Here is a 23,957-nt window from a genome sequence, read left to right on the forward strand (position 1 = left end):
GGCGAAGTTCAGCAAGACTAAACAGAGGAGAAAAGACAATGACTACAAGACGCAGATTTCTAAGCTCCGCCGGTCTGGCGGGAGCCGCCACACTGGCCTCTCCTGCGATCGTCAAAGCGCAATCCGCCATCAAGTGGCGGTTCCAGACCTATGCCGGTGGCGCATTGGGCGAGCATGTGACCAAGCCAGCCATCGATTACATCAACGCCAATGCCAATGGTGAACTTGAGATCGAACTTTTCTATGCAGACCAAATCGTTCCGACAGGTGAACTGTTCCAGGCCCTGCAACGCGGCACGATTGATGGTGTTCATTCGGACGACGATTCCATGGCTTCGCCTACTCCGCTGCGTCAATTCGGGGGCTATTTCCCCTTCGCGACCAAGCATATTCTGGATGTTCCGGTGCTGTTCAACCAGTACGGTCTGGCTGATATCTGGCGCTCGGAATATGAGAAGGTTGGTGTGACGTGGCTGTCGGCAGCGGGTCAGGACCCCTGCAACTTCAACACCAAAAAGGAAATCAAAAGCCTTGGCGACCTGGATGGGCTGAAGCTCTATACCTTCCCGACGGCCGGGCGTTTTCTTGCCAAGTTTGGCGTTGTACCGGTCAATATCCCCTACGAAGACGCGGAAGTGGCGGTGCAAACCGGTGAGTTGGACGGAATGGCCTGGTCGGGCATCACTGAAGACTACACCGTTGGCTGGGCCAATGTGACCGACTACTTCCTGACCAACAACATCTCGGGCGCGTGGATTGGGTCCTGGTTTGCAAACCAGGAACGCTGGGCCGAGCTGCCCGACCACCTGAAATCGGTTGTGATGGCGGGCGTCGAAGCAGGCCACACCTATCGTAACCAGTGGTACTGGGGCGGTGAAGCGGCCTTGCGCGCAAAGGGTGACAAGCTACAGCTGCGTCAGGTTCCGGCAGCGGAATGGAAAGAAGTGGAAAATGCCGCTATCGAATTCTGGGACGAGGTCGCACAGGAAGGCGAAATTCACCAGAAGATCGTTGGTATCTTCCGTGAGTATAACTCGGTCATTAACCAGGCCGGTGCCCCTTACACCTTCGATTGATATCAAAACAGGGGCGCTGTCATTCGGCGCCCCTACTCAACGCATGAGGTTTGTTTCATGACCGCAACTCTGACTTTCGAAACCCTGAAATCGCTTGTCGCAGACGGCGCGATCGACACAGTATTGGTTTGCATGGTTGACATGCAGGGTCGTTTGATGGGCAAGCGTTTTCATGCAGGTCATTTTGTGGCTGGCGCGTGGGAAGAGACACATTGCTGTAACTACTTGCTGGCCACGGACCTCGAGATGGCGACGCCGGATGGGTATGCCTCGACCAGCTGGGAGCGGGGTTATGGCGACTATGTGATGAAGCCAGACCTTAGCACATTGCGCCCGGTGCCCTGGCTGGAAGGCACCGCGATGGTCATGTGCGATATGCTGGATCACCACACCCATGAGGAAGTGCCACATGCGCCGCGTTCGATCCTGAAGAAACAGGTGAACCGCCTGAAGGCGATGGGGTATGAGGCGATGTGCGCCACCGAACTGGAATTCTTCCTGTTCGCGAAGAGTTTTGATGCAATCCGAAAGGAAGGGTTCCGCGATTTGGAGCCGATCTCGGGCTATAACGAAGATTATCACATTCTGCAGACCACCAAGGAAGAGCATGTGATGCGCCCGATCCGCAACCACCTGTGGGATGCGGGCATCCCGGTCGAGAACACCAAAGGTGAGGCCGAGGCCGGGCAGGAAGAACTGAACATCAAATACGCACCTGCGATGGACACGGCAGAGTATCACTCGATCGCCAAGAACGCGGTGAAAGAAATCGCCTGGCAGCAGGGTCATGCGGCGACCTTCCTGCCGAAATGGCATCATGAAAGGGTTGGTAGCTCGTCTCATGTGCATCAGTCGCTATGGGCGGATGGCAAACCTGCCTTCTATGATGCATCGGATGAGCTGGGCATGTCGGCGCTGATGAAAAGCTATATGGCCGGTCTGCTGAAATACGCCGCTGATTACACGTATTTCATGGCGCCTTACATCAACAGCTACAAGCGGTTTATGAAAGGTACTTTTGCACCGACACGGATCATTTGGTCTGTAGACAACCGTACGGCCGGGTACCGCCTGTGCGGGGATGGCACCAAGGCGATACGGGTCGAGTGCCGTATTCCCGGGTCGGACATGAACCCATATCTGGCGATTGCAGGGATGCTGGCGGCCGGGATCGCAGGGATCGAAGAAGGGCTGGAGTTGCAGCCGCCGACCAAGGGCGATGTCTATCAGGGCGAGACGGGAAAGATCCCGGGTACATTGAAGGATGCACGCAACGCTTTGCACGGATCACAGATGCTGCGCGCGGCGATGGGCGATGACGTTGTCGATCACTATACCCGTGCGGCTGAGGTCGAAATCGAGGAATTCGAGCGCGTGGTAACCGATTGGGAAATTGCCCGCGGGTTTGAGCGGGCTTGAGATGGAGGAAGCGAGGGGCCAGCCCCTCGCGCACCCCGGGATATTTATGGCCAGATGAAGCAGGGATCCTGCTCTCTTTAGAGATGGAGTAACTATGGGGCAGATGTTGCAATGTGTCTCGCCGATCGATGGATCGGTATTTGCGGAACGCGAGGTGCTGTCGCGGGAGGCTGCGTTTGAGGTCGCAGCGCGGGCGCGGGCGGCGCAGGGGGCCTGGGCAGCGCGACCGTTGCAGGAGCGGATTGATCTGGTGATGGCGGGCGTCGCGGCTGTCGGCGCAATGAATGATGAGATCGTTCCGGAACTCGCGCATATGATGGGCCGCCCGGTGCGCTATGGCGGCGAGTTTGGTGGCTTCAACGAACGTGCCAGCCATATGGCAAAGATCGCCGAGACGTCACTGGCCGATATTGCCGTGGGCGAGGATGAAACCTTCAAACGCTATATCAAACGTATTCCGCATGGGGTGGTCTTTGTAGTTGCCCCCTGGAACTATCCTTACATGACGGCGATCAACACGGTGGCGCCCGCGCTGATCGCGGGCAACACGGTTGTTCTGAAGCACGCAACCCAGACTTTGTTGGTTGGTGAGCGGATGGCGCAGGCGTTCCATTCGGCGGGGGTGCCCGAAGACGTGTTCCAGAATGTGTTCCTCAGCCACGACGTGACCAATGACCTCATCGCGGGTAACGCGTTCGACTTTGTGAACTTCACCGGTTCGGTCGGTGGCGGTCAGGCTATGGAGCGTGCGGCGGCGGGGACTTTTACGGGCGTGGGCACTGAACTGGGCGGCAAGGATCCGGGTTATGTCATGGACGACGCCGATCTGGACGCGGCGGTCGATACGTTGATCGACGGCGCGATGTTCAATTCGGGCCAGTGTTGCTGTGGGATCGAGCGGATTTACGTTCACGAAAGCCTGTATGATGACTTTGTCGCCAAGGCCGTTGAGATCGTGAAAGGCTACAAACTGGGCAATCCGCTGGACGCCGAAACAACCATTGGTCCGATGGCCAATGTGCGTTTCGCTGACGAGGTGCGCGCGCAGATTGCCGAAGCGGTTGAGGCCGGTGCGGTCGCGCATATTGAAGCCTTCCCCGAGGATGACGGCGGCGCATATCTCACGCCGCAGATTCTGACCAATGTGACCCATGATATGCGGGTGATGCGGGACGAAAGTTTTGGCCCGGTGGTGGGCATCATGAAAGTGTCCTCGGATGCTGAGGCCATCGCGCTGATGAACGACAGCGAGTTTGGTCTGACAGCCAGCCTTTGGACCCGCGATGTGGACCGCGCGGCGCGTGTGGGCGACCAGATCGAGACCGGCACCGTCTTCATGAACCGGGCCGACTATCTGGACCCTGGGCTGTGCTGGACCGGTTGCAAGAATACCGGGCGCGGCGGTGGTCTTTCGGTCATCGGCTATCACAATCTCACCCGTCCAAAATCCTACCACCTGAAGAAGGTCACCGGCTAAGGACGACGGCCTGCTCGGGGCTGACCCCCTCACCCGAGCAGGTCTCAAATCACAAAGGAAACCTGACATGTCACTTGTTGGAAACTGGTCCTATCCGACCGCAATCAAATTTGGTGCCGGGCGCATCAAGGAACTGCCCGAAGCCTGTGCCGCAGCCGGGATGAAGAAACCCCTGCTGGTCACGGACAAGGGGTTGGCCGATCTGCCGATCACAGCGGCGACGCTGGATATCATGGAGGCGGCCGGTCTGGGCCGCGGTGTATTCAGTGATGTGGACCCAAACCCAAATGAGAAAAACCTCGACGCGGGCGTTGCGGCATACAAGGCCGGTGGGCACGATGGTGTGATTGCCTTTGGCGGCGGCTCGGGGCTGGATCTGGGCAAGATGGTCGCCTTCATGTGCGGCCAGACGCGCCCGGTATGGGACTTTGAAGATATCGGTGACTGGTGGACCCGCGCCGACGCGGATGCAATCGCACCGATCATTGCGGTTCCAACGACTGCGGGGACCGGGTCAGAGGTTGGTCGTGCCAGTGTCATCACCAATTCCGAGACCCACGCCAAGAAGATCATCTTCCACCCCAAGGTGCTGCCAACGGTGGTGATCTGCGATCCGGAACTGACGGTTGGGATGCCCAAATTCATCACCGCAGGCACCGGTCTGGACGCCTTCGCGCATTGCGTCGAAGCCTATTCGAGCCCGCATTATCACCCGATGAGCCAGGGCATCGCACTGGAAGGCATGCGTTTGGTGAAAGACTATCTGCCGCGCGCCTACGCAGATGGCAGCGACATTGAGGCCCGCGCCCAGATGATGAGCGCGGCGGCCATGGGCGCGACCGCGTTCCAGAAGGGACTGGGTGCGATCCACGCCATGAGCCACCCGGTTGGCGCGCACTTTAACACTCATCACGGCACCACAAACGCGGTCTGTATGCCTGCCGTGCTGGACTTTAACGCCCCCGCCATCGCCGACCGGTTCCAGAACGCTGCCGCCTATCTGGGCATCAACGGAGGGTTCGATGGCTTCCGCGCCTTTGTGCAGGAATTCAACGACAGCCTTGGTATCCCGCGAAAGCTGGCAGACCTCGGCGTGACCGAAACCTCAATCCCAACCCTCGTCGAAGGCGCAATCATCGACCCTTCATGCGGCGGGAACCCGATTGAGTTGACCAAAGAAAACCTGACACAGCTGTTCAAAGCAGCACTGTAAAAAAACAAGCGCCCGGCAAGGAACCTGCCGGGCGCTTTAAGAACTGTTCTACCGGTGCCGGATCAATGCCCGGTCAGTACCAGAGTATTGACCGGCATCAGGATCAGGCGCAAACGCAAACCTGCCGCATGGACCACGCCAATTGTGTCAACCACATGCAGGAAAGCAGCTTGCCAAAAGCCCAAATCCTCGTGTTCCAGACGGTCATGGTTGTCGGTGTAGACATTGGCCAGACAGTTGCTGCCTGGAGGAATGTCATCGGCCATACCTTTATACAGCGGCTCCATAAAGACCAGAATTGATCCGGGATTAGTATTGTTCTGTACATCCCGCAATTCATCTGATGGACGGATCTGGCCGGACGGTATGACATCCTGCACCTCGACCACCACAGTGGGGATAACGGTGAAAGGCTTGGTCATGCAGCCCAACTCACCGATCATACCTGGCTTGATCACCTGAGCAGACAGTTGGTTGAAAGCCGCCTGAAAACGGTCATGTCCGGTATGCGATGGAACGAGGATGCCAGCAGGACGCAACAAGGGGCTCACGTAATCACCGACTTGCAGGCTAAACTGCTCGACCCGTCCGGTAACACCGGCGACAATCAGTGTTTTGTCCAACTCGGTCTGCGCGGCGTCCAGCTGTGCTATGGCACTGGCCAGTTGCGCGGGGATCAGCTCCTCGATCTGCTGTTCAACTGCCGCACGTCTGGATTCGGCCGCAACAACCTGCGCCTCACGCTCGGCAACAAGGTTTTCCAACCGCTCAATCTCGGTCAGTCGGACAGCGCTTGAACCTTGGTCGCGCAGGGTCGTATTTCTTTCAAGATCGTCCAAGGACTGCGCCAAAGCCGCCTTGGCACCGGCAATACCGGCATCAGCCTCGGCCAGATCAGTTTCAGCCACTTTCAGCGAGGCCTGAACCTGTGCGATCTGTGCATTTGCCGCCTGAACCTGTGCTGTCTGGCTGAAATCTTCGATCCTGAAAACCGGCTGGCCAGCAGTTACCAGTTCATTGTTCTTAACGAAAATTTCCGAAACACGGCCACCTAGCTGCGGCAGGATCGTCACGGTTCGAAAATAGGACGCTGCGGTTTTGCTGGCTGGGTGAAAATAAAACAGCGTGGTGATTACCGTCAGCGCCAGAATGGCACAGGTCGTAAGACCCCAGCGCAATTCGTACCACATGGTGAAAAGGGTGATCTCGTGACCGATACGTTTGCCCTGAACAAACCGGCGGAACAGATAATCGGGCAGCACCGTGATCAGGGCGCAAAGCAGGGTCTCAATCATGTGTTTTGTTCCTGAACGTCGGTGGATTCTGAAACGCCAGGGGTTGGCGCAGGTGCCTCGGGCACCGGTTCCGGAGCAATCGCACGTCCAAGAGAACGAATGGCATCGGCGATGTTTTTAAGCGGGGTTGCAAAATCCGGAAACTGGAACCCTGCGACCAGTACGGCGGCAATCCAGAATATCCCGTTATGTGTAAATAGTGCCAGCAGTGCCAGAATACCCACCAACTGAAATTGCGGATGGTTGTTCTCGTGCGCCATTTTTTCCGGAACGGAATGAAGCGTCAGGTACCCAACACCGATCAGCACCACGAGAATGACAAAGAAGACGACCATAGCCGAAAAAAGGTAATCGCTTCCGTCAGCTGCGACGACGTATCGGGGAATGTGCCCAGTGGCCATTGGATGAAGATCTGCTGCGGTCACCTTGCCCTCCTGTTCGTTTTGATACTTCTTTGACCGGGTTGAAGCCCAAATTCAAGGCTGCATATATTTTGGAGAATCTTCGAAATGCCAAATGCTTGACCCAAAAAGCTAAATGAAACCCAGAAAACTTGTGGCGAACCTGCTGCGGAAGGAACACAAATAATGATCGATTTCCTCGTCATCGGGGGCGGAATTGCCGGGTTGAGCGCCGGAGCGCGCTTGTCGCAATATGGAACCGTGATGGTTTTAGAGGCCGAAGACGCCTTGGGGTATCACGCGTCGGGTCGCTCGGCAGCCCTGTTTGAAGAAAGCTATGGTCCGCCGTCCGTGGTGGCGCTGAACAGGGCTGGAGCGGAATTCCTGCGCACGCAGGACGGTGGGTACCTGACCCCGCGCGGATTGATGCTGATCGGTTCATTTGACCAGAGCGAAGTTTTCGAAGCCGACCGCACAGACCTGAACATGGAAAGAATTTCGATGGATCAGGCGATTTCGAGCGTTCCGATCCTGAACCCGGCCAAGGTGGGTTTCGCGGCAATCAGTGAAGCCGCATTTGACATCGATACTGACCGTCTGTTGCAGGATTTCGCGCGGACCATTCGCAAGAACGGTGGAACCGTTGCAACAAAAAGCAAAGTAACCGGCATTCGAAAAGAGCGGCATTGGCTGGTCGAGGCCGGGCAGATCTTCGAAGCCGGCAACCTGGTGAATGCGGCCGGTGCATGGGTGGACGAAATCGCCATGCTTGCCGGGGTACCACCTATCGGCATCTCTCCTCGCCGCCGATCAATGGCGCGGCTGCCCGCCCCCGGAGGCCATGATGTATCCGGATGGCCCATGATGCTGGGCACAGGCGAAACATGGTACGCCAAACCGGACGCGGGCAAGCTGCTTGTTTCGCCTTGCGAAGCCGACCCCGTACCACCTCAGGACGCCTATGCCGACGACATGGTGCTGGCCGAAGGTCTGGCGCGCTACGAAGAATTGATGACCGAGGCAGTAACACGGGTCGAAACGAACTGGGCCGGATTGCGCAGTTTCGCACCGGACGGAACCTTGGTGCTTGGGCCCGACCCGATTGACCCGTCGTTTATCTGGTCTGCGGGTCAAGGCGGGTATGGTTTCCAAACAGCACCAGCGGCTTCGCAGTTGTTGTGTGATCTGGTGGTTGGAAACACGCCGGTGCTGGATCCTGACAGTGTCAAGTCGCTGACCCCAAACAGGTTGAACAGATGATCAAACGCTATCTACCGCCCTCTGCGAGTGTCGCCAACGTGGGGGAGGATGGTAAACTTGTTGCCCCGGCAGCAACGCGGAACTCCGATGCGCTTTGTGCGGTGCTACAAGACTGGGCACCGCGCCGCGGGCACGCACTGGAGATTGCAAGCGGAACCGGTCAGCATGTCTGTGCGTTTGCTGATTTGCTGCCCGATCTGACGTGGCATCCCACCGAACCTGACCCTGAACGCCGCAATAGCATCGACGCCTATGCCAGCGCCTTACCCAACGTGGCAAGCGCCGAACATCTGGACGCAACGAATTCGGGCTGGCATGCGCGCTTCCCATCGCAGGACCTGATCGTCTTGATCAACCTGATACATTTGATCAGTTGGCAGGATACCAGAACCATTTTCGCCGAAATCGCTCAGTCCCTGACTGAAAACGGGAGGTTCGTTTTGTACGGCCCATTCAAACGCTCGGGCCAATTGACAAGCGACGGGGACAAAAGGTTTCACGAGGCTCTGATCGGACAAGATCCCGACATTGGCTACAAGAACGACAAAGATATGCTTGGCCTGTTCCAGCAGGTAGGGTTGCGCGTGCTGAAAACCATCGACATGCCCGCAAATAACCTTGCATTTGTTTCCGAGCGCCCTGCCAACTGATCGAGATCAAGGTCAACTTACCACTGCCCGCACATATTCCCGTTATCTTATATGAAAAAGGCACTCAAAATGGCTTGGCAAGAAAAGCTCTCGGCAACTCGTACAAGTTTGCGCAATCTCAACGGGGCCATTCCCGACACGTCGCGCGCATTCGGCGCGCTTGGGAAGGCTGTGAAGGAAGGCGGAACGCTCGACTATAAAACAAAGGAATTTATAGCGTTGGGCATGTCGGTGTCGCTCCGCTGCGAGCCCTGCATTACCCTGCACACCGACGCGTTGGTCAAAGCAGGCGCAACACGCGAGGAGGTGTCCGACGTTTTGGGTATGGCCATTCAGATGGGTGGTGGACCAGCCATGATGTATGCTGCCAAGGCGTTGGAATGTTTCGACGAACTATCCGCGTAACCAACAGAAAAGGCCCCGGAAATTCCGGGGCCTTAGATTGATCAACCGTCCTTGCGGATGGTTTCGTTTTTCGGATCATAGGGGCTGTCGCATGTCACGACAGCATCCCACAGCTTGTCCTGCATCTTGACCTTCAGCTTGGTGCCTTCGACTGCCAGATCAGGCTTCACATAGCCCATGCCGATCGACTTCTCGAACGCGACCGAATAGCCGCCCGAGGTCAGGCGGCCTACACGCTCGCCTTCTGGCGTGTACAGCGCCTCGCGGCCCCACGGGTCAGCATCGGCCGGACCGTCGATCAGCAAGGTGCAGCACTTGGCGCGCACACCGGTCTCCTCCAGCTTGGCCTTGCCGTGGAAGTCCTTGGACAGGTCGACAAAGCGCGGCAGGTCGGCTTCCAACGGGGTCGCATCGCGGCCCAGTTCGGTGCCAAAGGCGCGGTAGGATTTCTCCTGACGCAGCCAGTTCTGGGCACGGGCACCAACCAGCTTCATGCCGTGCTTCTCACCGGCCTTTTCCAGCAAATCGAACAGGTAGTTCTGCATCTCGATCGGATGGTGCAGTTCCCAGCCCAGCTCACCTGTATAGGCCACGCGGATCGCGTTGACCGGGCACATGCCCAGCTCGATCTGACGGGCCGACAGCCACGGGAAGCGTTTGTTGGACAGCGCGGTTTCCGGGTCGGCGTCCTTGATGACTTCTTTCAGAACATCACGCGACTTGGGTCCGGCGATAGCGAAGACGCCCCATTGCGTGGTCACGTCCTGGATTTCGATGTAACCGAACTCCCCCATCTTGTCCTCGGCTGCTTTACGCAGGTAGTCGGCGTCGTACTCGGTCCATGCACCGGCAGAGACGATGTAGTAGTTGTTCTCGCCATTGCGGACGATGGTGTATTCGGTGCGGGTGGTGCCGTGCGAGGTCAGCGCGTAGGTCAGGTTGATACGACCGACCTTGGGCAGCTTGTTGCAGGTGAACCAATCCAAGAATTGGGTGGCACCGGGGCCTTTGACGACATGCTTGGTGAAGGCCGACGCGTCGATCAGGCCAACACCTTCGCGGATCGCTTTGGCTTCTTCGACGGCGTACTGCCACCAGCCGCCACGACGGAACGAGCGTGCTTCCTTGTCGAAATTCTCAGGCGCGTCCAGCGGGCCGAAATAGTTCGGGCGTTCCCAGCCATTCACCCAGCCGAATTGAGCACCGCGCGCTTTCTGGCGATCATAGGCCGGAACGGTACGCAGCGGACGGCAGGCTTCACGCTCTTCGTCCGGGTGGTGCAGGATATAGACGTGCTCATAGCATTCTTCATTCTTGCGCGCCGCGAACTCGGTGGTCATCCAGTTGCTGCTGTAACGCTTGGGGTCCAGCGAGGCCATGTCGATCTCGGCTTCGCCATCGACCATCATCTGTGCCAGATAATAGCCGGTCCCGCCCGCAGCGGTGATGCCAAAGCTGAAACCTTCGGCCAGCCACATGTTACGCAAACCCGGAGCCGGACCAACCAGCGGATTGCCATCCGGTGTATAGCAGATCGGGCCGTTGAAATCATCCTTCAGGCCGGATTCGGCACAGGACGGCACGCGCTCGGCCATTGCCATGTACTGCTCGGCGATCCGGTCCAGATCCAGCGGGAACAGGTCGGCGCGAAAGCTGTCCGGCACACCGAATTCGAACTGTGCGGGGGCGCCGTGTTCATAGATGCCCAGAATCCAGCCACCGCGTTCTTCACGCGCATAGGATTCGTTGTCGGCATCGCGGACAACGGGGTGCTCGGGGTTGCCTGCTTCGCGCCATTTGACCAACTCGGGGTCTTTGTCCATGACGATAAAGGTATGTTCCACCGGGATGGCAGGCATCTTGATGCCCAGCATCTTGGCGGTGCGCTGCGCGTGGTTGCCCGACGCGGTCACAACATGTTCGGCGGTGATTACGACCTGCTTGTCGGAAGGCACCAGGTTGCCGCCCTTTTCAACCATCTTGGTGCAAGTCACTTCCCAGTGCGTGCCGTTCCAGTGGAACGCGTCAGCCTGCATCTTGCGCACGATCTCAACCCCGCGCTGGCGGGCCCCCTTGGCCATCGCCTGGGTCACATCGGCAGGGTTAATATAACCGTCCTCGGTGTGATAGATCGCGCCCTTCAGATCCGATGTCTCGATCAGCGGCCAGCGTTCCTTGATCTGGTCCGGGGTCAGCCATTCGTATTTCACATCACAGGTTTCGGCGGTCGAGGCATAGAGCATGTATTCGTCCATACGCTCTTGCGTCTGGGCCATGCGCAGGTTGCCCACAACCGCGAAGCCTGCATTCAGGCCGGTTTCTTCCTCAAGTGTCTTGTAGAAATCCACCGAATACTTGTGGATATGGGTCGTCGCATAGGACATGTTGAACAGCGGCAACAGGCCCGCGGCGTGCCAGGTGGACCCGGACGTCAGTTCGTCCCGTTCGATCAACATCACATCGTCCCAGCCCGCTTTGGCCAGGTGATAGGCAATCGAGGTCCCAACGGCGCCGCCGCCTACGACCAATGCTTTGACTTGGGTTTTCATAACCGGGCGTCTCCCCTTGAAATCAGTTGACACCATATGGCGTACTTAAGGGGGATAGCGCGACATTCATCCGACCAGTGATATGAAAAAAACGACCCGAATATCGAAAGCGGGTCGCATTTCATTCGCCGCACCGCTGCCCTCAACCACTGGAGCGGCAGCGTTTGCTTGTTCCGACCGAGACGCAGACCATTTTGCCAATTTCTTCCTAGGGATTCTTCACCGCCGGTTCCCGTGATGGCGAAGCCTGCGCCTCTGCCGCGAACCAGCCGTCAGAAAGACCGACACGCGAGGATACCGAGGCAATGTGTTCTTTCATGCCCAGACCATTTTCTGATGCTTTTGCTTGCTGAACATAGTCCAACCCTGCAACGGCCAACCCGCAGATGGCTACAAACGCCGCCAGATATTTTGCGCTCATGTCGCCCATCCTTTGTCCTCAACCCCGTGAAACCAGAACATGTGGACGTTTTGAGGGCGTAAACACGGAACAGAGGCGAATACGGCTACGTGTCGTCCGACAAGATCTTGCCAGGATTCATGATGTTGTCTGGGTCCAGCGCGGCCTTGATCGCTGCCATGTACCGCGTGGCGGCGCCCAGTTCCCTGGTCAGATAAGGCCGCTTTCCCTGCCCAATGCCATGTTCACCGGTACACGTGCCTTCCATGGATATCGCCATGTCGTTCAACCAGCCGACAAACGCCTCGGCCTTGGCAACTTCTTCAACGTTTTCCATGTCGATCAGCAGCAGCGTATGGAAATTGCCGTCCCCCACATGGCCCACGATGGGCGCCAACAAGCCGAGGCCAGCAGCTTTTTTCTGCGTTTCGGTCACACACTCGGCCAAACGCGAGATCGGTACGCAGACATCGGTCGAGATGCCCCGCGCACCGGGGCGCAATTGCAGACACGCCCAATACATATCGTGCCGTGCCTGCCAAAGTTTGTTCCGTTCTTCGGTGGTCGAAGTCGCTGCAAAATCCGTGCCGCCAAACTCTTCGGCGATCTGACCAAAGGTTTCAGCTTGCTCTGTGGCACCGCTTTCCGAGCCGTGAAACTCCAGCAACAACAACGGTGTATCCGGCAGACTCAGCCCGGAATAGGCGTTGGCGGCCTGAACCGACAACTCGTCCAGCAACTCGATCCGGGCAACCGGGATGCCATACTGAATCGTCATCATCACCGCACGGCACGCGGCATCGACGGTCGGAAAGGAACACCGGGCCGAACTGATCGCTTCGGGGATACCCTGCAACCGCAATGTCAGCTCGGTGATGATTCCCAGCGTGCCTTCCGCCCCGATCAAAAGACGGGCCAGATCATAGCCGGCCGAAGATTTCTTGGCCCGGTGCCCGGTACGGATGACCTGACCGTCTGGCATCACGGCTTCAAGGCTGAGAACGTTGTCTTTCATCGTCCCATAGCGCACCGCATTGGTGCCCGACGCGCGAGTGGCAGCCATCCCACCCAGCGACGCATTCGCCCCGGGATCAATCGGAAAGAACAGGCCCAGATCGCGCAGATGGGTATTCAACGCTTCGCGCGTGACACCGGGCTGCACGACACAATCCAGATCCTGGGCATGAACTGCAAGCACACTATCCATTTGCGTCAGATCGACCGAGATGCCCCCCGCTGGCGCATTTACATGCCCTTCCAGTGATGTTCCTGTTCCGAACGGGATCACTGGCACCCGGTGCGCCGCGCAGGTTTTGACGATGTCCGAAACATCCTGCGTCGAATGCGGGAAAACCACGGCATCGGGGCTTTGGTTTTCGATCCAGGTCGTGGTGTGCCCATGTTGTTCACGGACAGCGGCACCCGTTTGCAACCTGTCGCCAAAGCGCTGCTTGAGAATGCTTATGACGGTTTCAATACCAGCTTCATTCCTTGGCAATGCGGTTGCCTGCAACATTGTCATCCTCCCCTGCCCCAAAACATTTCGGGCCTTTCAGCCTATGACTAAAAGGCCCGTTGAAAGCAGGCAATCCCCACTAATACCGAGGGTCTATTCGCCCAGCGCAATCCCTTCGCGGCGCGGGTCGGCACCACCGCTCAGCCCGTCACCGATTTCGATGGCGTGCAGCCCCGAAGTCAGGTCGCGTGCGTTGACTTCAAAACCCAGCTGAGCAAGCGCGTCTGTAAATCCTTCCGCAGAAGTCGCAGCCTCGACATCATATGTTCCGAACCGGTTGACCAGATGAGGCAGGGAAACCGCCTGCTGCACGTCCAATCCCCAATCGGCCCAGGCGATGATGGACTTGGCGACATAGCCGATAATCCGGCTGCCGCCCGGAGACCCGATAGCCAGAACCGGCTCGCCATCCTGCAACACGATTGTCGGGCTCATGGATGAGCGCGGACGCTTGCCAGGCTCCAGCCGGTTGGCAATCGGCACACCGTCGCTGTGTGTCTTGAACGAGAAATCAGTAAGCTCGTTGTTCAGCAGAAACCCGTTTGTCATCAGGCGCGACCCAAAACCATTCTCGATCGTCGTCGTCATCGACAGCACATTGCCATAGCTGTCCACGATCGAGATATGCGAGGTTGACGGCAGCTCCAGCGACACGTCGTCCGCCCAAATCAAAGCATGGTCAAATTCCGGTTGGCCCGGTGCGACCTCGGACAAGGCCACCTCGCTTTCCAGCAAGGCTGCCCGCTGGGTCAAATAACCCGGTTCAACCAGCCCCTTGGTGGGCATGGGTATGAAATCGCTATCGGCCATGTACCGCCCACGATCCGCAAAGGCGAGGCGCGAAGCATCGCCGATCAGGCGCCATGCCTCGGCGCTCTCAGCGCCCATTGCTGCAAGATCATAGCTGTTCAACATCCCCAGAATCTGCCCGACGGTCAGCGCACCCGACGACGGCGGGCCCATGCCGCAAACCTCGTAGGCGCGGTATTCGGCACAGACCGGTTCACGTTCGATCACCTGGTAGAGCGCCAAATCCACCCCTGCAAGAACGCCGGGATTTCCTGGGGCATTGCGAACAGTTCGCACGATATCCGCAGCGATCTCACCTCCGTAAAAACCGGCAGCGCCATCGCTGGCCAGCACGCGCATTGTTTCGGCATAATCCGGGTTCATCAACCGCTGCCCCTGCTGCAACGGCTGACCGTCAGGCAGGAAATATGCGGCTGTTTCGGGAAAGCGCGACAGGCGGTCAGCATCGTTTTCTACAAGGCTGGCCAGACGCGGGGAAACAAGAAACCCTTCATCCGCCAATCGGATACCGTCAGCAAACAGTCCAGGCCAAGACGCGCGCCCCCATCTTCGATGCGCTTCTTCCAGCAGTGCAGGCGTACCCGGTGTACCCACCGACAATCCGCCCACCACCGCATCGAAGAATTTCAGCGGCTCGCCGTTTTCATCCTGAAACAGCGTCGGGGTTGCGGCAAGGGGTGCCGTTTCGCGCCCGTCCAGTGTTGTCATCTGCCCGCTGGCCGCGTCGTACCAAACCAGAAACGCTCCCCCGCCCAGACCAGAAGATTGCGGCTCGACCAGCCCCAGCACGACCTGCACAGCAACCATCGCATCCGCGGCAGACCCGCCCGCGCGCAGCACTTTGGCCCCTGCCTCGACCGCCAGCGGATTGGCCGCAGCTATCATCCAGTTTTCGGATGTGACCGGAACGCCCTCAAGCTTGGCTTCGAGGGCCGCAATAACCTCGTCGGTCATCGCCTGAACCTGCCCTTCTGTCGCGGCTTCGGGTGCAACGGCATCGGCTGTTTCCTGCGCGAACCCCGGTGTCGAAATAGCAAGTGCGGTAGTAAGCAGCAGTGCTGAAACGTGTCTCATCTGTTCTAACCCTCCAATACAATCTTTATTTTCAATCCTGTAAGGATTTTGCCCCCTCTGCAACGATCAGGCATGGCAGCGTGTTATCACAGCGAAGTTTCGCCATTTCCCCTATGGTTCGGTTTCTTCGGCGCGACGATCCTGATCATAGCGGGTCATTCCGGTGAATCCGGGTAGCCACGCCTCGCGCCGTTTGGTCCAGCATTCATATGTCGGTATGAATTGGTCAGGCGCGTCAAGACAGCCCAGATGCACTTCGACTTCGGCACCGCTTCGGGCAAATACTGGAGATCCGCAATCAGGGCAAAAGTACCGGTCAGAATAACCTTTCACATTTCCGGTGATCTTAACCGCATCCGCCGGAAAAATAGCCGCCGCATAGAACAACGCGCCATGGTGTTTGCGGCAGTCCAGACAATGGCAAATCCCGACGCGAAGAGGACAACCCGAAGCCGTGACGCGCAGTTTTCCACAACGGCATCCCCCTTCAAACACGTCCATCCATGATCCTTTCCGACGCGTCAGAGCATCGCAGGCACAACCTGATCCGGTGGGCGGTGGCCATCTTCGAAGGTTTTGATGTTGATGATGACTTTTTCACCCATCTCAACCCGGCCCTCCAGCGTGGCCGACCCCATATGCGGCAGTAGAACCACGTTAGGCAACTGCCGCAAGCGCGGGTTCACACCGGTTCCCTGTTCGTAGACATCCAGCCCTGCGCCCGCAATTTCCCCCGCACGGATCATCCGGGTCAAAGCGTTCTCGTCAATAACCTCACCCCGCGAAGTATTCACGATCACTGCCGAGGGTTTCATCAGCTTCAGTCGGCGCGCGTTCATTAGGTGGAAGGTCGACGGTGTCGATGGACAGTTGATCGATATCACATCCATACGCGCCACCATCTGATCCAGGCTTTCCCAATAGGTTGCCTCTAGTTCTTGCTCAATCTCTGGGCGCAATCTGCGGCGGTTGTGATAATGGATCTGCATACCAAACGCCTTGGCGCGGCGGGCCACGGCCTGTCCAATCCGGCCCATGCCCAGAATACCCAGACGCCGCCCGCCAATGCGACCGCCCAGAAACGCGGTGGGGGCCCACCCGGTCCAGTCGCCTTGCTGCATGACGCTCAACCCTTCGGGAATGCGCCGTGTGACAGCGAGAATCAGGGCCATGGTCATATCTGCCGTGTCGTCGGTCAGCACACCGGGCGTGTTGGACACCAATATGCCGCGCTGCCGCGCCGTCGCCACATCGATATTGTCGACACCGGCCCCGTAATTGGCGATCAGCCGCAACTTTTCACCCGCCTGACCCAATAGCCCGCCATCAATGGTATCGGTCACCGTGGGCACCAGCACATCGGCATCCTGCACCGCTGCTACTAATTCCTCACGCGTCATTGGGGTGTCGTCGTCGCGCAGGCGCACGTCGAACAATTCGCTTAACCGGGTTTCTACTGCCTCAGGCAACCGTCGCGTAACGACAACACTTAAACGTTCTCTTGGCACCTCGGCTCTCCCACTGCTTTGCAAACGGACGCGCGCCATGGCATCGTGGCGCAGGATAAGGCGGGGCACAAGAACCCCAATGGCATTGTGTCGACCTTTTTTCAGAACCGGATCAACAGGCATAAGAGCGGGCAGTCAGTGAGTGGTATTCGACCGGTAAAACGCCGATCTCTGGCGGTAGTTTCCGTATTTCTGGTCATGTTCGGTGTCTGTGCCGCTCAGGCCGAGGTCAAACGCGGATCGGTCACCAACCTGCCCCTGCCCCGCTATGTGTCGATGAAGGCAGCCGAAGGCAACGTGCGACGCGGACCGTCCCTGACCCATCGAATCGACTGGGTGTTCAAACGGCGCGGCATGCCGCTGCAGGTCACTGCCGAATATGGCAACTGGCGCAAGGTCCAGGACCGCGACGGCGCGGGTGGCTGGGTTCACTATGCCTTGTTGTCTGGCGTCCGAACGGTGCTGATCGAATCCGAGATGCTGCCTGTTTATGCCCGCCCCGATCCAGCCTCGCCCGTGAACGCTCATTTCGAGACCGGAGTAGTGGCGCGCCTTGGAACCTGTTCGCAGGACTGGTGCCGGATCACCGCTGGCGGATACCGTGGCTGGACATTGAAATCGAACCTTTGGGGCGTCGATCCTTCCGAAATTCGGGAATAGGCGAAAGACGAATTCCGGTATCCGCGGTTGCGCATCGCCCTGAAAAAGCGCGACAAGGTGTTTGAGTTACCGGCCCAATCGCCGCTTAACTCGACCTAAATGGAGGACGCTATGCGCGCAGTCACTTATTCAGCCTTCGGAGACGCTGTCGATGTCTTGCGTATACAGGATATTCCCCTGATCCAGCCTGAACCAGGTGAAGTCACGGTCGAGTTGTCCTATTCCGGCGTAAACCCCTCGGATATCAAGGCCCGTGCGGGAACCCGGCCGGGTGTCACGGAACCCCCGTTTCCGCTGATCGTTCCGCACAGCGACGGGGCTGGAGTCATCACAGCGGTTGGCGATGGAGTACCCGCGGCGCGGATTGGCCGGCGCGTGTGGATTTGGAACGGGCAATGGCAGCGCGCATTTGGTACAGCTGCCAGCCACATCACCCTGCCCGAATCTCAGGCTGTCGAACTGCCCGAGACAGTGTCACTTGAAACCGGGGCAATTCTTGGAATTCCGGGCCTAACCGCAAGCCATGCGGTGTTCTCGGGCGGCGCACCGGGCGGGCAAACCATATTGATCCATGGCGGGGCGGGCACCGTCGGGTATCTGGCTGTGCAGCTTGCCAAATGGGCCGGAGCCAAAGTGATCGCAACGGCCAGCGCCCGCAACTTTGACCGGGTCAAGGCAGCTGGTGCGGATGTCGTGCTCGACTACACCGGTGAACACCTTTCGGATAAGATCCTCGATGCAAATGATGGGCATGCAATCGGTCGAATCGTCGATGTCGAATTTGGACAGAACCTTGCCACCAACGTTGCCGTCATCGCCGAAAACGGCCGTATCAACGCATATGGATCTGCCCGGAATATGACACCTGTCTTTCCCTTTGGACCCATGATGTTCAAGGCCGTGACGCTCGAAGCGGTTCTGATCTACCTGCTGCCCGCGGACTTGCGCGCCACCGCAATAAAGACATTACACAAGGCACTGACTGATGGCGCACTGATCTGCCCCGTTCACAAGGTCTTTACGTTGGAAGAATGCGCTGCGGCCCATGCGCTGGTACAAGAAGGCAACCGTACCGGAGCGGTGTTGATCGATACCAAATGAGGGGCCTTCAAAAAAAATTTACGGCGCTCGCTTTTTTTGCAAAACGCTCTTGAACCCTGCCATCAACAATCGTAGATAGCCGCTCACCGTTGGGGTGTAGCCAAGTGGTAAGGCAGCGGTTTTTGGTACCGTGTATCGTAGGTTCGAATCCTACCACCCCAGCCATGATTTTCCTATATATCACACACCGACGTCCTCGGGGCGGATTGTAGCGCCTTCTCAGCGGCTTGTCTGACGTCAGCACCATGTTGAGACGCGCAGGTTCATGCCCTTGGGAGAAAATGGGAAAGACCCCCGAGTTTTTTCTTGCCGCAGAGTAAGTGTTAAGGTACCCGCGTTTTACCGGTCCCGATGTGGCTAAGAGGGAATCCGAGGTGCCTTTTGGTGCCAACCGGAACTGCCCCCGCAACTGTAGGCGGCGAGCGCTGTCCATTCCGTCACTGGGCCATTTCGGTCTGGGAAGACAGGACAGACAAAGACCCGTCAGTCAGGAGACCTGCCGGTATGAAACCGAAACACACCGGGCGGGGTTGTCCGGGGAGGTTGCCGAAGAAACGCGCCGGGCGGGCTATGTACCACTCTGCGCTCACAGCAGGCAGAAAAGCGTCTGTTGCTTCGGTAAATGCCCATTCACCCGTTCTCTGGTCATTGACACATGGAGATCGATTGTCATGTTTCTACGCACTGGCCTGATTGGCCTTTCCTTGCTGGCTACCAGCGCTGCCGCCGAAGGAAACTTTCCCTTAACCATCGAAAACTGCGGTCACTCGGTCACGTTTGACGCGCCAGTGACGTCGTCAGTCACGGTCGGCCAAGCCGCGACCGAGGTGCTTTATGCGCTGGGTCTGGGCGAGCAGGTTCTTGGAACCTCGGTATGGTTCAACGAGGTGCTGCCTGAATATGCCGAGGTGAATGCCAAGGTAGAGCGTCTGGCAGACAATGATCCCAGCTTTGAAAGCGTTGTTGCCAAGCGGCCGGGACTGGTCGCAGCGCAATATGAATGGCATGTCGGACCCGAGGGCATCGTCGCCACGCGTGAGCAATTTCACGAACTGGGTATTACAACTTACGTAATGCCTGCGGATTGCGTCGGCAAAGACAATACGGTCGGCGGCGATGGCACCCGCCTGCAAGCGTTCTCGACCGATACGCTGTATCAGGGTATCGAAGAACTGGCGGCAGCCTTTGATGTGTCCGAACGCGGCACGGACCTGGTTGCCAAGTACAAGGCCCGCGAAGCCGCAGCCGTCGCCAAGGCGCAAGCCGTGAAACTGGACGACGTGTCAGCCGTATTCTGGTTTTCATCTCCTGAAATGGAAAGCGATCCGTTTGTGGCCGGGCAGAAGGGCGCACCGGGATACATGATGAGCACATTGGGCATCCGCAACGTCATCGAGACGGATGAAGAATGGCCAACAGTTGGCTGGGAGACCATTGCCAAGGCCAACCCGACAGTGATCGTGATTGCCAAGATGGACCGCCGTCGCTTTGCTGCGGACGACTACCTGAAAAAGCTGGAGTTCCTGCGCGCTGATCCGGTGACCAGCCAGATGGATGCGGTCAAGAATGACAGGATTGTCGTTATGGATGCGCAGGCCATGGACGCCACCATCCGCGCGATCCCGGCGCTGGAGGATCTGGCCGAGAAGCTGGATACCATCGGAAACAACCTGTGAACGAGGTCGCCGCAATCTTTCGGCAGGGTTTCAAGGCCGCGTGCCTAACTGTGCCATTGTTGATTGCGGCGGTCCTTGCGGGCGCGATGATCGGGGAAACCTCGTTGTCGCCCGATTTGGTTCTCTCCGTTCTGGTCAACAAGCTGGCCGGAGCGGACCTGCCCGTCGACCCAATTGATCAGGGTATTATCTGGAGCTACCGGATTCCTCGCGCTCTGGTCGCTGCGTCCTGCGGTGCCGGTCTGGCTGTCGCAGGGGTCGTGTTGCAGGCATTGCTGCGAAACCCGTTGGCTGACCCTTATATTTTGGGCATTTCTGCCGGGGCCTCGACAGGTGCCGTGGCTGTAACCATCGCTGGTTTAGGCGGGGGAGCTTTGTCGCTGTCTTTTGGCGCGTTCAATGGCGCGCTTTTGGCTTTTGGTTTTGTCGCATTGCTGGCCCGAGCCTCCGGCGCAGGCGGCGGGCGGGCTGCGACGGCGCAAATCGTTTTGGCGGGAATTGCCGGGTCTCAGTTGTTCAATGCGCTAACGGCCTTTATCATCGCCAAATCCGCCAATGCCGATCAGGCGCGCGGGATCATGTTCTGGCTGATGGGAAACCTCAGCGGCGTGCGCTGGCCGGATGTATATCTGGCCATTCCGGTGGCCTTTGCCGGCTGGCTTATTTGCCGCTTTCACGCCAGAGCTTTGGACGCATTTATTTTCGGCACTGATTCAGCGGCCTCGCTGGGCATACCGGTGCGGCGGGTGCAGGCAACCCTGATCTTCGCCACCGCGCTGACAACAGCGGTCATGGTTTCGATCGTCGGGTCCATCGGCTTTGTCGGGCTGGTCATCCCTCATGCCGCACGGTTCCTTGTAGGACCGGGGCATCGCAGGCTTATCCCAACGGCCGCCTTGATCGGAGCGGTCTTCCTGATCGGCGCCGATATCGTGTCGCGCATCATCATCCCGGGTCAGGTTCTGCCGATTGGGGTGGTTACCGCCCTGATCGGTGCGCCTGCCTTTGCCGTAATTCTGGTGCGCGGCCAGAGGAACGCCCAATGAAGATCGAGGCGCAAAACCTGACATTTTCGGTTCGCGGCAAGACTTTGCTGTCAGACGTATCGTTTGTCGTGGAGCCCGGCGAAACACTGGCTTTGGTCGGACCCAACGGTTCGGGCAAATCAACTCTGATGCGCCTGTTGGCGGGTTTGGCACGTCCGGTTTCGGGAAAAGTCGTCATAGCGGGCCATCCCGTTTCGCATTTGTCGCGCAGACAGATTGCCCAACGGATTGCCATTGTTGAACAACAGGCTGATACAGCCGAACGCGTAACTGCACGGTCCGTGGTCGAGCTGGGCCGCACGCCCTGGCTGTCGGCCTTACGGCCGTGGCGCGCCGAGGACACCTGGCAAGTCGACAAAGCCCTGCAAACCGTGGAAATGGCCGATATGGCACACAGAGAATGGGCGACATTGTCGGGAGGAGAGCGCCAGCGACTGCACATCGCACGCGCTTTGGCTCAGCAACCGGGACTCTTGCTTTTGGACGAACCGACCAACCATCTGGACATTCATCACCAACTGTCGATCCTGAACTGTGTTCGAATTCTAAAAGTGACGACAGTGATGGCGCTGCACGATCTGAATCAGGCGATGGCCTGTGACCGGGTGGCTGTTTTGTCAAAAGGGCGGCTGGTCTCTCTTGGCCCGCCCGAACATGCCCTGTCTTTGGAAACCGTTTCAGAAGTTTTCGGTGTCAAAGCACAGTGGGGGTATAGTGCCGGCGGGACAGAACGATTTCTGTCCTATCATCTGGACTGACGGATTCCGATCGCTTCTGGTCGTACAGGATATCAGTGTCGTCAGCGCAGCATGTCAGATACGTACAATCTACGGCCTCAAAGCCATATTCCAACGGCGCGCAATCTTGACTTGGGTTTCCTCACAACCCGTCAAGTTGCCCGTCGAATGCTGTCTTGATTCTGACCTGGATTGGATTCGTTCGTATTTTTGCCTTCAAAGATGATCAGCAGGCGCGTTGTCCGAGCGTGGGTCGACCAAACCTCAATGATATGTTCACTACTTGTTTTGAACCGTGAAACAGATTCCTTTTGGAAACCTCTGAGGCCTGACACAAATCACGACACGCCATCAGGTTGAACAGATTGCGGCGACCGCACGTCGATATTGCAGATTACCCCCAATCAAAGCCTCAACTTGAGCCTTAAATTAACGGTAGATTAACGAAACAGGGCACAACAAATCTCTGGATGACAAGTTCTTGATATACTTATGCCAATATCGAGATTTATTGGTGGGTAATCCTGCCGGTCTGTTGACTAGTCCAGTTTTTAACGAGGGGGTATCCCGGCAGGATCAGGGGGTGCCAGATCGGGCCAGTTCGAGGCCAACAGATCGCGGCACCCCCGCCGGTAAGCGCGAACCAGCAACTCATCTTTCTTCAGTTGATCTTGTTGCGCTGCGCGTGGGGTGTGATGCCAAAACTGGATCGGTATACCCGAGAGAAATGCCCCGGATTTTCGAAGCCGCAGGCCACGGCGACTTCGGTAACCGACGCCTCGGTTTGCAATAGCAGTTTCCGGGCCCGTTCCAGCCGCATCTCCATAAAGTATCTTTTGGGGGAAGTATTAAGGTATTTGCCGAACAACCGTTCCAGTTGACGGGTGGAAATACCCAAAACACCGGCAATGAAGGATGGTGAGACAGGAGTTTCGAGACTGTCCTGCATAATATCTATCGCTTTTGCCAGATGGGCATTGCGCATTCCATTGCGCGATTGCAGCGAGACGCGCTGCTTGGCGGTCGCATTACGCACAGTGTTATAGACCATCTGATCCGCAACATCAGTGGCCAGTTCTTCGCCATGGTCGCGTTCGATCAGATGCAGCATCAGGTCTGCGGTCGCGGTTCCACCTGATGCGGTAATGTGTTTTTCGTCGGCGACAAAGACGCTGCGCACCAGATTGACATCCGGAAACGCCTCCATGAATGCGTCGTGGTACTCCCAATGGATCGCCGCCTGCATACCATTGAGGAACCCGGCCTCGGCCAGCAACCACGCCCCGGAACACAATGCCCCGATCCGCGTTCCGCGCGCGCGTTCGCGCCGCAGTGCAGCCAGAAGGGAACGAGTCACGTGGTCACGCATGTGAATGCCCGACAAAACAAAGAGTTGATCACACTTGGGCAGTTCCTCAAGTCCGGAATGCACAAGAGTGACGGATCCATTGGAAGACACGGCCTGCTCGCCCTGTTCGGATACAAAAGACCAGCGATACAGCTCATCGCCACTCACTAGGTTGGCGATCCTCAGCGGTTCGACCGCACAGGAAAAGGCGAGGTGCGAAAACTCCTCGACAAGGATGAAGGCGAAGTGCTGCGTCTGAAGCATGAGCAGGACCATTTCCAAACTGGGCCGACGCCCAAGCGTGAGTCTATTTTGCAGACACCCATGCTGCACGAG

At 57.8% G+C, this 23,957-nt stretch carries 20 protein-coding genes, 1 tRNA gene, 1 pseudogene and 1 riboswitch; of the genes and pseudogenes, 13 read left to right on the forward strand and 9 right to left on the reverse strand.

The annotated features are described in order from the left end of the window. Positions 1-38: 38 nt before the first annotated feature. From ACR0JI_RS04625 to ACR0JI_RS04640, 4 genes are all read left to right on the forward strand, one after another. A complete protein-coding gene (locus ACR0JI_RS04625) occupies positions 39-1,076 on the forward strand; it encodes a TRAP transporter substrate-binding protein (RefSeq protein WP_480475702.1) in 1,038 nt (345 codons plus the stop codon). A 57-nt stretch (positions 1,077-1,133) separates the two neighbouring features. Continuing rightward, positions 1,134-2,495, forward strand: a complete 1,362-nt coding sequence (locus ACR0JI_RS04630) for a glutamine synthetase family protein (RefSeq protein WP_480475700.1) — start codon at positions 1,134-1,136, stop codon at positions 2,493-2,495. Positions 2,496-2,589: 94 nt separating this feature from the next. Beyond that, positions 2,590-3,972, forward strand: coding sequence for an aldehyde dehydrogenase family protein (locus ACR0JI_RS04635; RefSeq protein ID WP_480475698.1), 1,383 nt, complete (start codon positions 2,590-2,592; stop codon positions 3,970-3,972). 67 nt (positions 3,973-4,039) lie between these two features. Next, entirely contained in the window at positions 4,040-5,185 is a 1,146-nt protein-coding gene (locus ACR0JI_RS04640) for an iron-containing alcohol dehydrogenase (protein ID WP_480475696.1), read from the forward strand. A 62-nt stretch (positions 5,186-5,247) separates the two neighbouring features. Here ACR0JI_RS04640 and ACR0JI_RS04645 read toward each other — a convergent pair whose 3' ends face one another. Together ACR0JI_RS04645 and ACR0JI_RS04650 are read right to left on the reverse strand one after the other, a co-directional pair. Further along, positions 5,248-6,480, reverse strand: coding sequence for an HlyD family secretion protein (locus tag ACR0JI_RS04645; protein WP_480475694.1), 1,233 nt, complete (start codon positions 6,478-6,480; stop codon positions 5,248-5,250). Then, positions 6,477-6,881: a hypothetical protein gene (locus tag ACR0JI_RS04650; protein WP_480476916.1), complete on the reverse strand. Its 405-nt coding sequence runs from the start codon at positions 6,879-6,881 to the stop codon at positions 6,477-6,479. Before ACR0JI_RS04650 ends, ACR0JI_RS04645 begins: the two co-directional genes overlap by 4 nt. A gap of 186 nt (positions 6,882-7,067) precedes the next feature. Here ACR0JI_RS04650 and ACR0JI_RS04655 point away from each other — a divergent pair, with 186 nt between their 5' ends. The 3 genes from ACR0JI_RS04655 to ACR0JI_RS04665 all read left to right on the forward strand — a co-directional run bounded on the left by ACR0JI_RS04655 (position 7,068) and on the right by ACR0JI_RS04665 (position 9,196). Beyond that, positions 7,068-8,141, forward strand: a complete 1,074-nt coding sequence (locus tag ACR0JI_RS04655) for an NAD(P)/FAD-dependent oxidoreductase (RefSeq protein WP_480475692.1) — start codon at positions 7,068-7,070, stop codon at positions 8,139-8,141. Beyond that, entirely contained in the window at positions 8,138-8,791 is a 654-nt protein-coding gene (locus ACR0JI_RS04660; protein WP_480475690.1) for a DUF938 domain-containing protein, read from the forward strand. Before ACR0JI_RS04655 ends, ACR0JI_RS04660 begins: the two co-directional genes overlap by 4 nt. A gap of 69 nt (positions 8,792-8,860) precedes the next feature. Then, a complete protein-coding gene (locus tag ACR0JI_RS04665; protein ID WP_209504659.1) occupies positions 8,861-9,196 on the forward strand; it encodes a carboxymuconolactone decarboxylase family protein in 336 nt (111 codons plus the stop codon). 41 nt (positions 9,197-9,237) lie between these two features. On the opposite strand, the gene ACR0JI_RS04670 is transcribed toward ACR0JI_RS04665, so the two are convergent. The 6 genes from ACR0JI_RS04670 to ACR0JI_RS04695 all read right to left on the reverse strand — a co-directional run bounded on the left by ACR0JI_RS04670 (position 9,238) and on the right by ACR0JI_RS04695 (position 17,053). Continuing rightward, positions 9,238-11,745, reverse strand: coding sequence for a GcvT family protein (locus ACR0JI_RS04670; RefSeq protein WP_480475688.1), 2,508 nt, complete (start codon positions 11,743-11,745; stop codon positions 9,238-9,240). A 208-nt stretch (positions 11,746-11,953) separates the two neighbouring features. Beyond that, positions 11,954-12,166, reverse strand: a complete 213-nt coding sequence (locus tag ACR0JI_RS04675; RefSeq protein ID WP_480475686.1) for a hypothetical protein — start codon at positions 12,164-12,166, stop codon at positions 11,954-11,956. A gap of 85 nt (positions 12,167-12,251) precedes the next feature. Beyond that, positions 12,252-13,661 carry an FAD-binding oxidoreductase gene (locus ACR0JI_RS04680; protein WP_480493711.1) on the reverse strand — a complete coding sequence of 470 codons (1,410 nt, stop codon included), beginning with the start codon at positions 13,659-13,661 and terminating at the stop codon, positions 12,252-12,254. A 93-nt stretch (positions 13,662-13,754) separates the two neighbouring features. Continuing rightward, entirely contained in the window at positions 13,755-15,545 is a 1,791-nt protein-coding gene (gene ggt / locus ACR0JI_RS04685; protein ID WP_480493710.1) for a gamma-glutamyltransferase, read from the reverse strand. A gap of 111 nt (positions 15,546-15,656) precedes the next feature. Then, complete coding sequence (locus tag ACR0JI_RS04690) at positions 15,657-16,046, reverse strand: GFA family protein (RefSeq protein WP_480493708.1); 390 nt, start codon at positions 16,044-16,046, stop codon at positions 15,657-15,659. Between the two features lie 20 nt (positions 16,047-16,066). Continuing rightward, the gene (locus ACR0JI_RS04695; RefSeq protein WP_480482079.1) at positions 16,067-17,053 is read right to left on the reverse strand and encodes a 2-hydroxyacid dehydrogenase; all 987 of its coding nucleotides are present in this window, start codon (positions 17,051-17,053) and stop codon (positions 16,067-16,069) included. Between the two features lie 198 nt (positions 17,054-17,251). Here ACR0JI_RS04695 and ACR0JI_RS04700 point away from each other — a divergent pair, with 198 nt between their 5' ends. From ACR0JI_RS04700 to ACR0JI_RS04725, 6 genes and pseudogenes are all read left to right on the forward strand, one after another. After that, entirely contained in the window at positions 17,252-17,713 is a 462-nt protein-coding gene (locus ACR0JI_RS04700) for an SH3 domain-containing protein (protein WP_480493854.1), read from the forward strand. 111 nt (positions 17,714-17,824) lie between these two features. Then, positions 17,825-18,814, forward strand: coding sequence for an NADPH:quinone reductase (locus ACR0JI_RS04705; protein ID WP_480493706.1), 990 nt, complete (start codon positions 17,825-17,827; stop codon positions 18,812-18,814). A 90-nt stretch (positions 18,815-18,904) separates the two neighbouring features. Beyond that, positions 18,905-18,979: transfer RNA gene (locus ACR0JI_RS04710), tRNA-Gln, on the forward strand. 161 nt (positions 18,980-19,140) lie between these two features. Next, positions 19,141-19,332, forward strand: a riboswitch (cobalamin riboswitch). Between the two features lie 153 nt (positions 19,333-19,485). Continuing rightward, entirely contained in the window at positions 19,486-20,490 is a 1,005-nt protein-coding gene (locus ACR0JI_RS04715) for an ABC transporter substrate-binding protein (protein WP_480493704.1), read from the forward strand. Further along, complete coding sequence (locus ACR0JI_RS04720; protein ID WP_480493702.1) at positions 20,487-21,536, forward strand: FecCD family ABC transporter permease; 1,050 nt, start codon at positions 20,487-20,489, stop codon at positions 21,534-21,536. The genes ACR0JI_RS04715 and ACR0JI_RS04720 overlap by 4 nt, the downstream gene beginning before the upstream one ends. After that, positions 21,533-22,042 (forward strand): annotated as a pseudogene (locus tag ACR0JI_RS04725) (ABC transporter ATP-binding protein); the annotation flags it as partial. The gene ACR0JI_RS04720 and the pseudogene ACR0JI_RS04725, both read left to right, overlap by 4 nt. Before the next feature lie 892 nt (positions 22,043-22,934). Here the strand turns inward: ACR0JI_RS04725 and ACR0JI_RS04730 are convergent. Next, complete coding sequence (locus tag ACR0JI_RS04730; RefSeq protein ID WP_480482085.1) at positions 22,935-23,885, reverse strand: GlxA family transcriptional regulator; 951 nt, start codon at positions 23,883-23,885, stop codon at positions 22,935-22,937. Positions 23,886-23,957 lie beyond the last annotated feature (72 nt).

The sequence above is a fragment of the Ruegeria sp. N10 genome, from assembly GCF_056531545.1.

Excerpts from the sequence above, each read along its gene's own strand:
- ACR0JI_RS04655 (WP_480475692.1), top strand. The coding sequence starts at position 7,068 with ATGATCGATTTCCTCGTCATCGGGGGCGGAATTGCCGGGTTGAGCGCC.
- ACR0JI_RS04705 (WP_480493706.1), top strand. The coding sequence starts at position 17,825 with ATGCGCGCAGTCACTTATTCAGCCTTCGGAGACGCTGTCGATGTCTTG.
- ACR0JI_RS04675 (WP_480475686.1), bottom strand. The coding sequence starts at position 12,166 with ATGAGCGCAAAATATCTGGCGGCGTTTGTAGCCATCTGCGGGTTGGCC.
- ACR0JI_RS04645 (WP_480475694.1), bottom strand. The coding sequence starts at position 6,480 with ATGATTGAGACCCTGCTTTGCGCCCTGATCACGGTGCTGCCCGATTAT.
- ACR0JI_RS04680 (WP_480493711.1), bottom strand. The coding sequence starts at position 13,661 with ATGTTGCAGGCAACCGCATTGCCAAGGAATGAAGCTGGTATTGAAACC.
- ggt (WP_480493710.1), bottom strand. The coding sequence starts at position 15,545 with ATGAGACACGTTTCAGCACTGCTGCTTACTACCGCACTTGCTATTTCG.
- ACR0JI_RS04730 (WP_480482085.1), bottom strand. The coding sequence starts at position 23,885 with ATGCTTCAGACGCAGCACTTCGCCTTCATCCTTGTCGAGGAGTTTTCG.
- ACR0JI_RS04690 (WP_480493708.1), bottom strand. The coding sequence starts at position 16,046 with ATGGACGTGTTTGAAGGGGGATGCCGTTGTGGAAAACTGCGCGTCACG.
- ACR0JI_RS04670 (WP_480475688.1), bottom strand. The coding sequence starts at position 11,745 with ATGAAAACCCAAGTCAAAGCATTGGTCGTAGGCGGCGGCGCCGTTGGG.
- ACR0JI_RS04640 (WP_480475696.1), top strand. The coding sequence starts at position 4,040 with ATGTCACTTGTTGGAAACTGGTCCTATCCGACCGCAATCAAATTTGGT.
- ACR0JI_RS04660 (WP_480475690.1), top strand. The coding sequence starts at position 8,138 with ATGATCAAACGCTATCTACCGCCCTCTGCGAGTGTCGCCAACGTGGGG.
- ACR0JI_RS04630 (WP_480475700.1), top strand. The coding sequence starts at position 1,134 with ATGACCGCAACTCTGACTTTCGAAACCCTGAAATCGCTTGTCGCAGAC.
- ACR0JI_RS04700 (WP_480493854.1), top strand. The coding sequence starts at position 17,252 with ATGTTCGGTGTCTGTGCCGCTCAGGCCGAGGTCAAACGCGGATCGGTC.
- ACR0JI_RS04665 (WP_209504659.1), top strand. The coding sequence starts at position 8,861 with ATGGCTTGGCAAGAAAAGCTCTCGGCAACTCGTACAAGTTTGCGCAAT.
- ACR0JI_RS04650 (WP_480476916.1), bottom strand. The coding sequence starts at position 6,881 with ATGGCCACTGGGCACATTCCCCGATACGTCGTCGCAGCTGACGGAAGC.
- ACR0JI_RS04625 (WP_480475702.1), top strand. The coding sequence starts at position 39 with ATGACTACAAGACGCAGATTTCTAAGCTCCGCCGGTCTGGCGGGAGCC.
- ACR0JI_RS04715 (WP_480493704.1), top strand. The coding sequence starts at position 19,486 with ATGTTTCTACGCACTGGCCTGATTGGCCTTTCCTTGCTGGCTACCAGC.
- ACR0JI_RS04635 (WP_480475698.1), top strand. The coding sequence starts at position 2,590 with ATGGGGCAGATGTTGCAATGTGTCTCGCCGATCGATGGATCGGTATTT.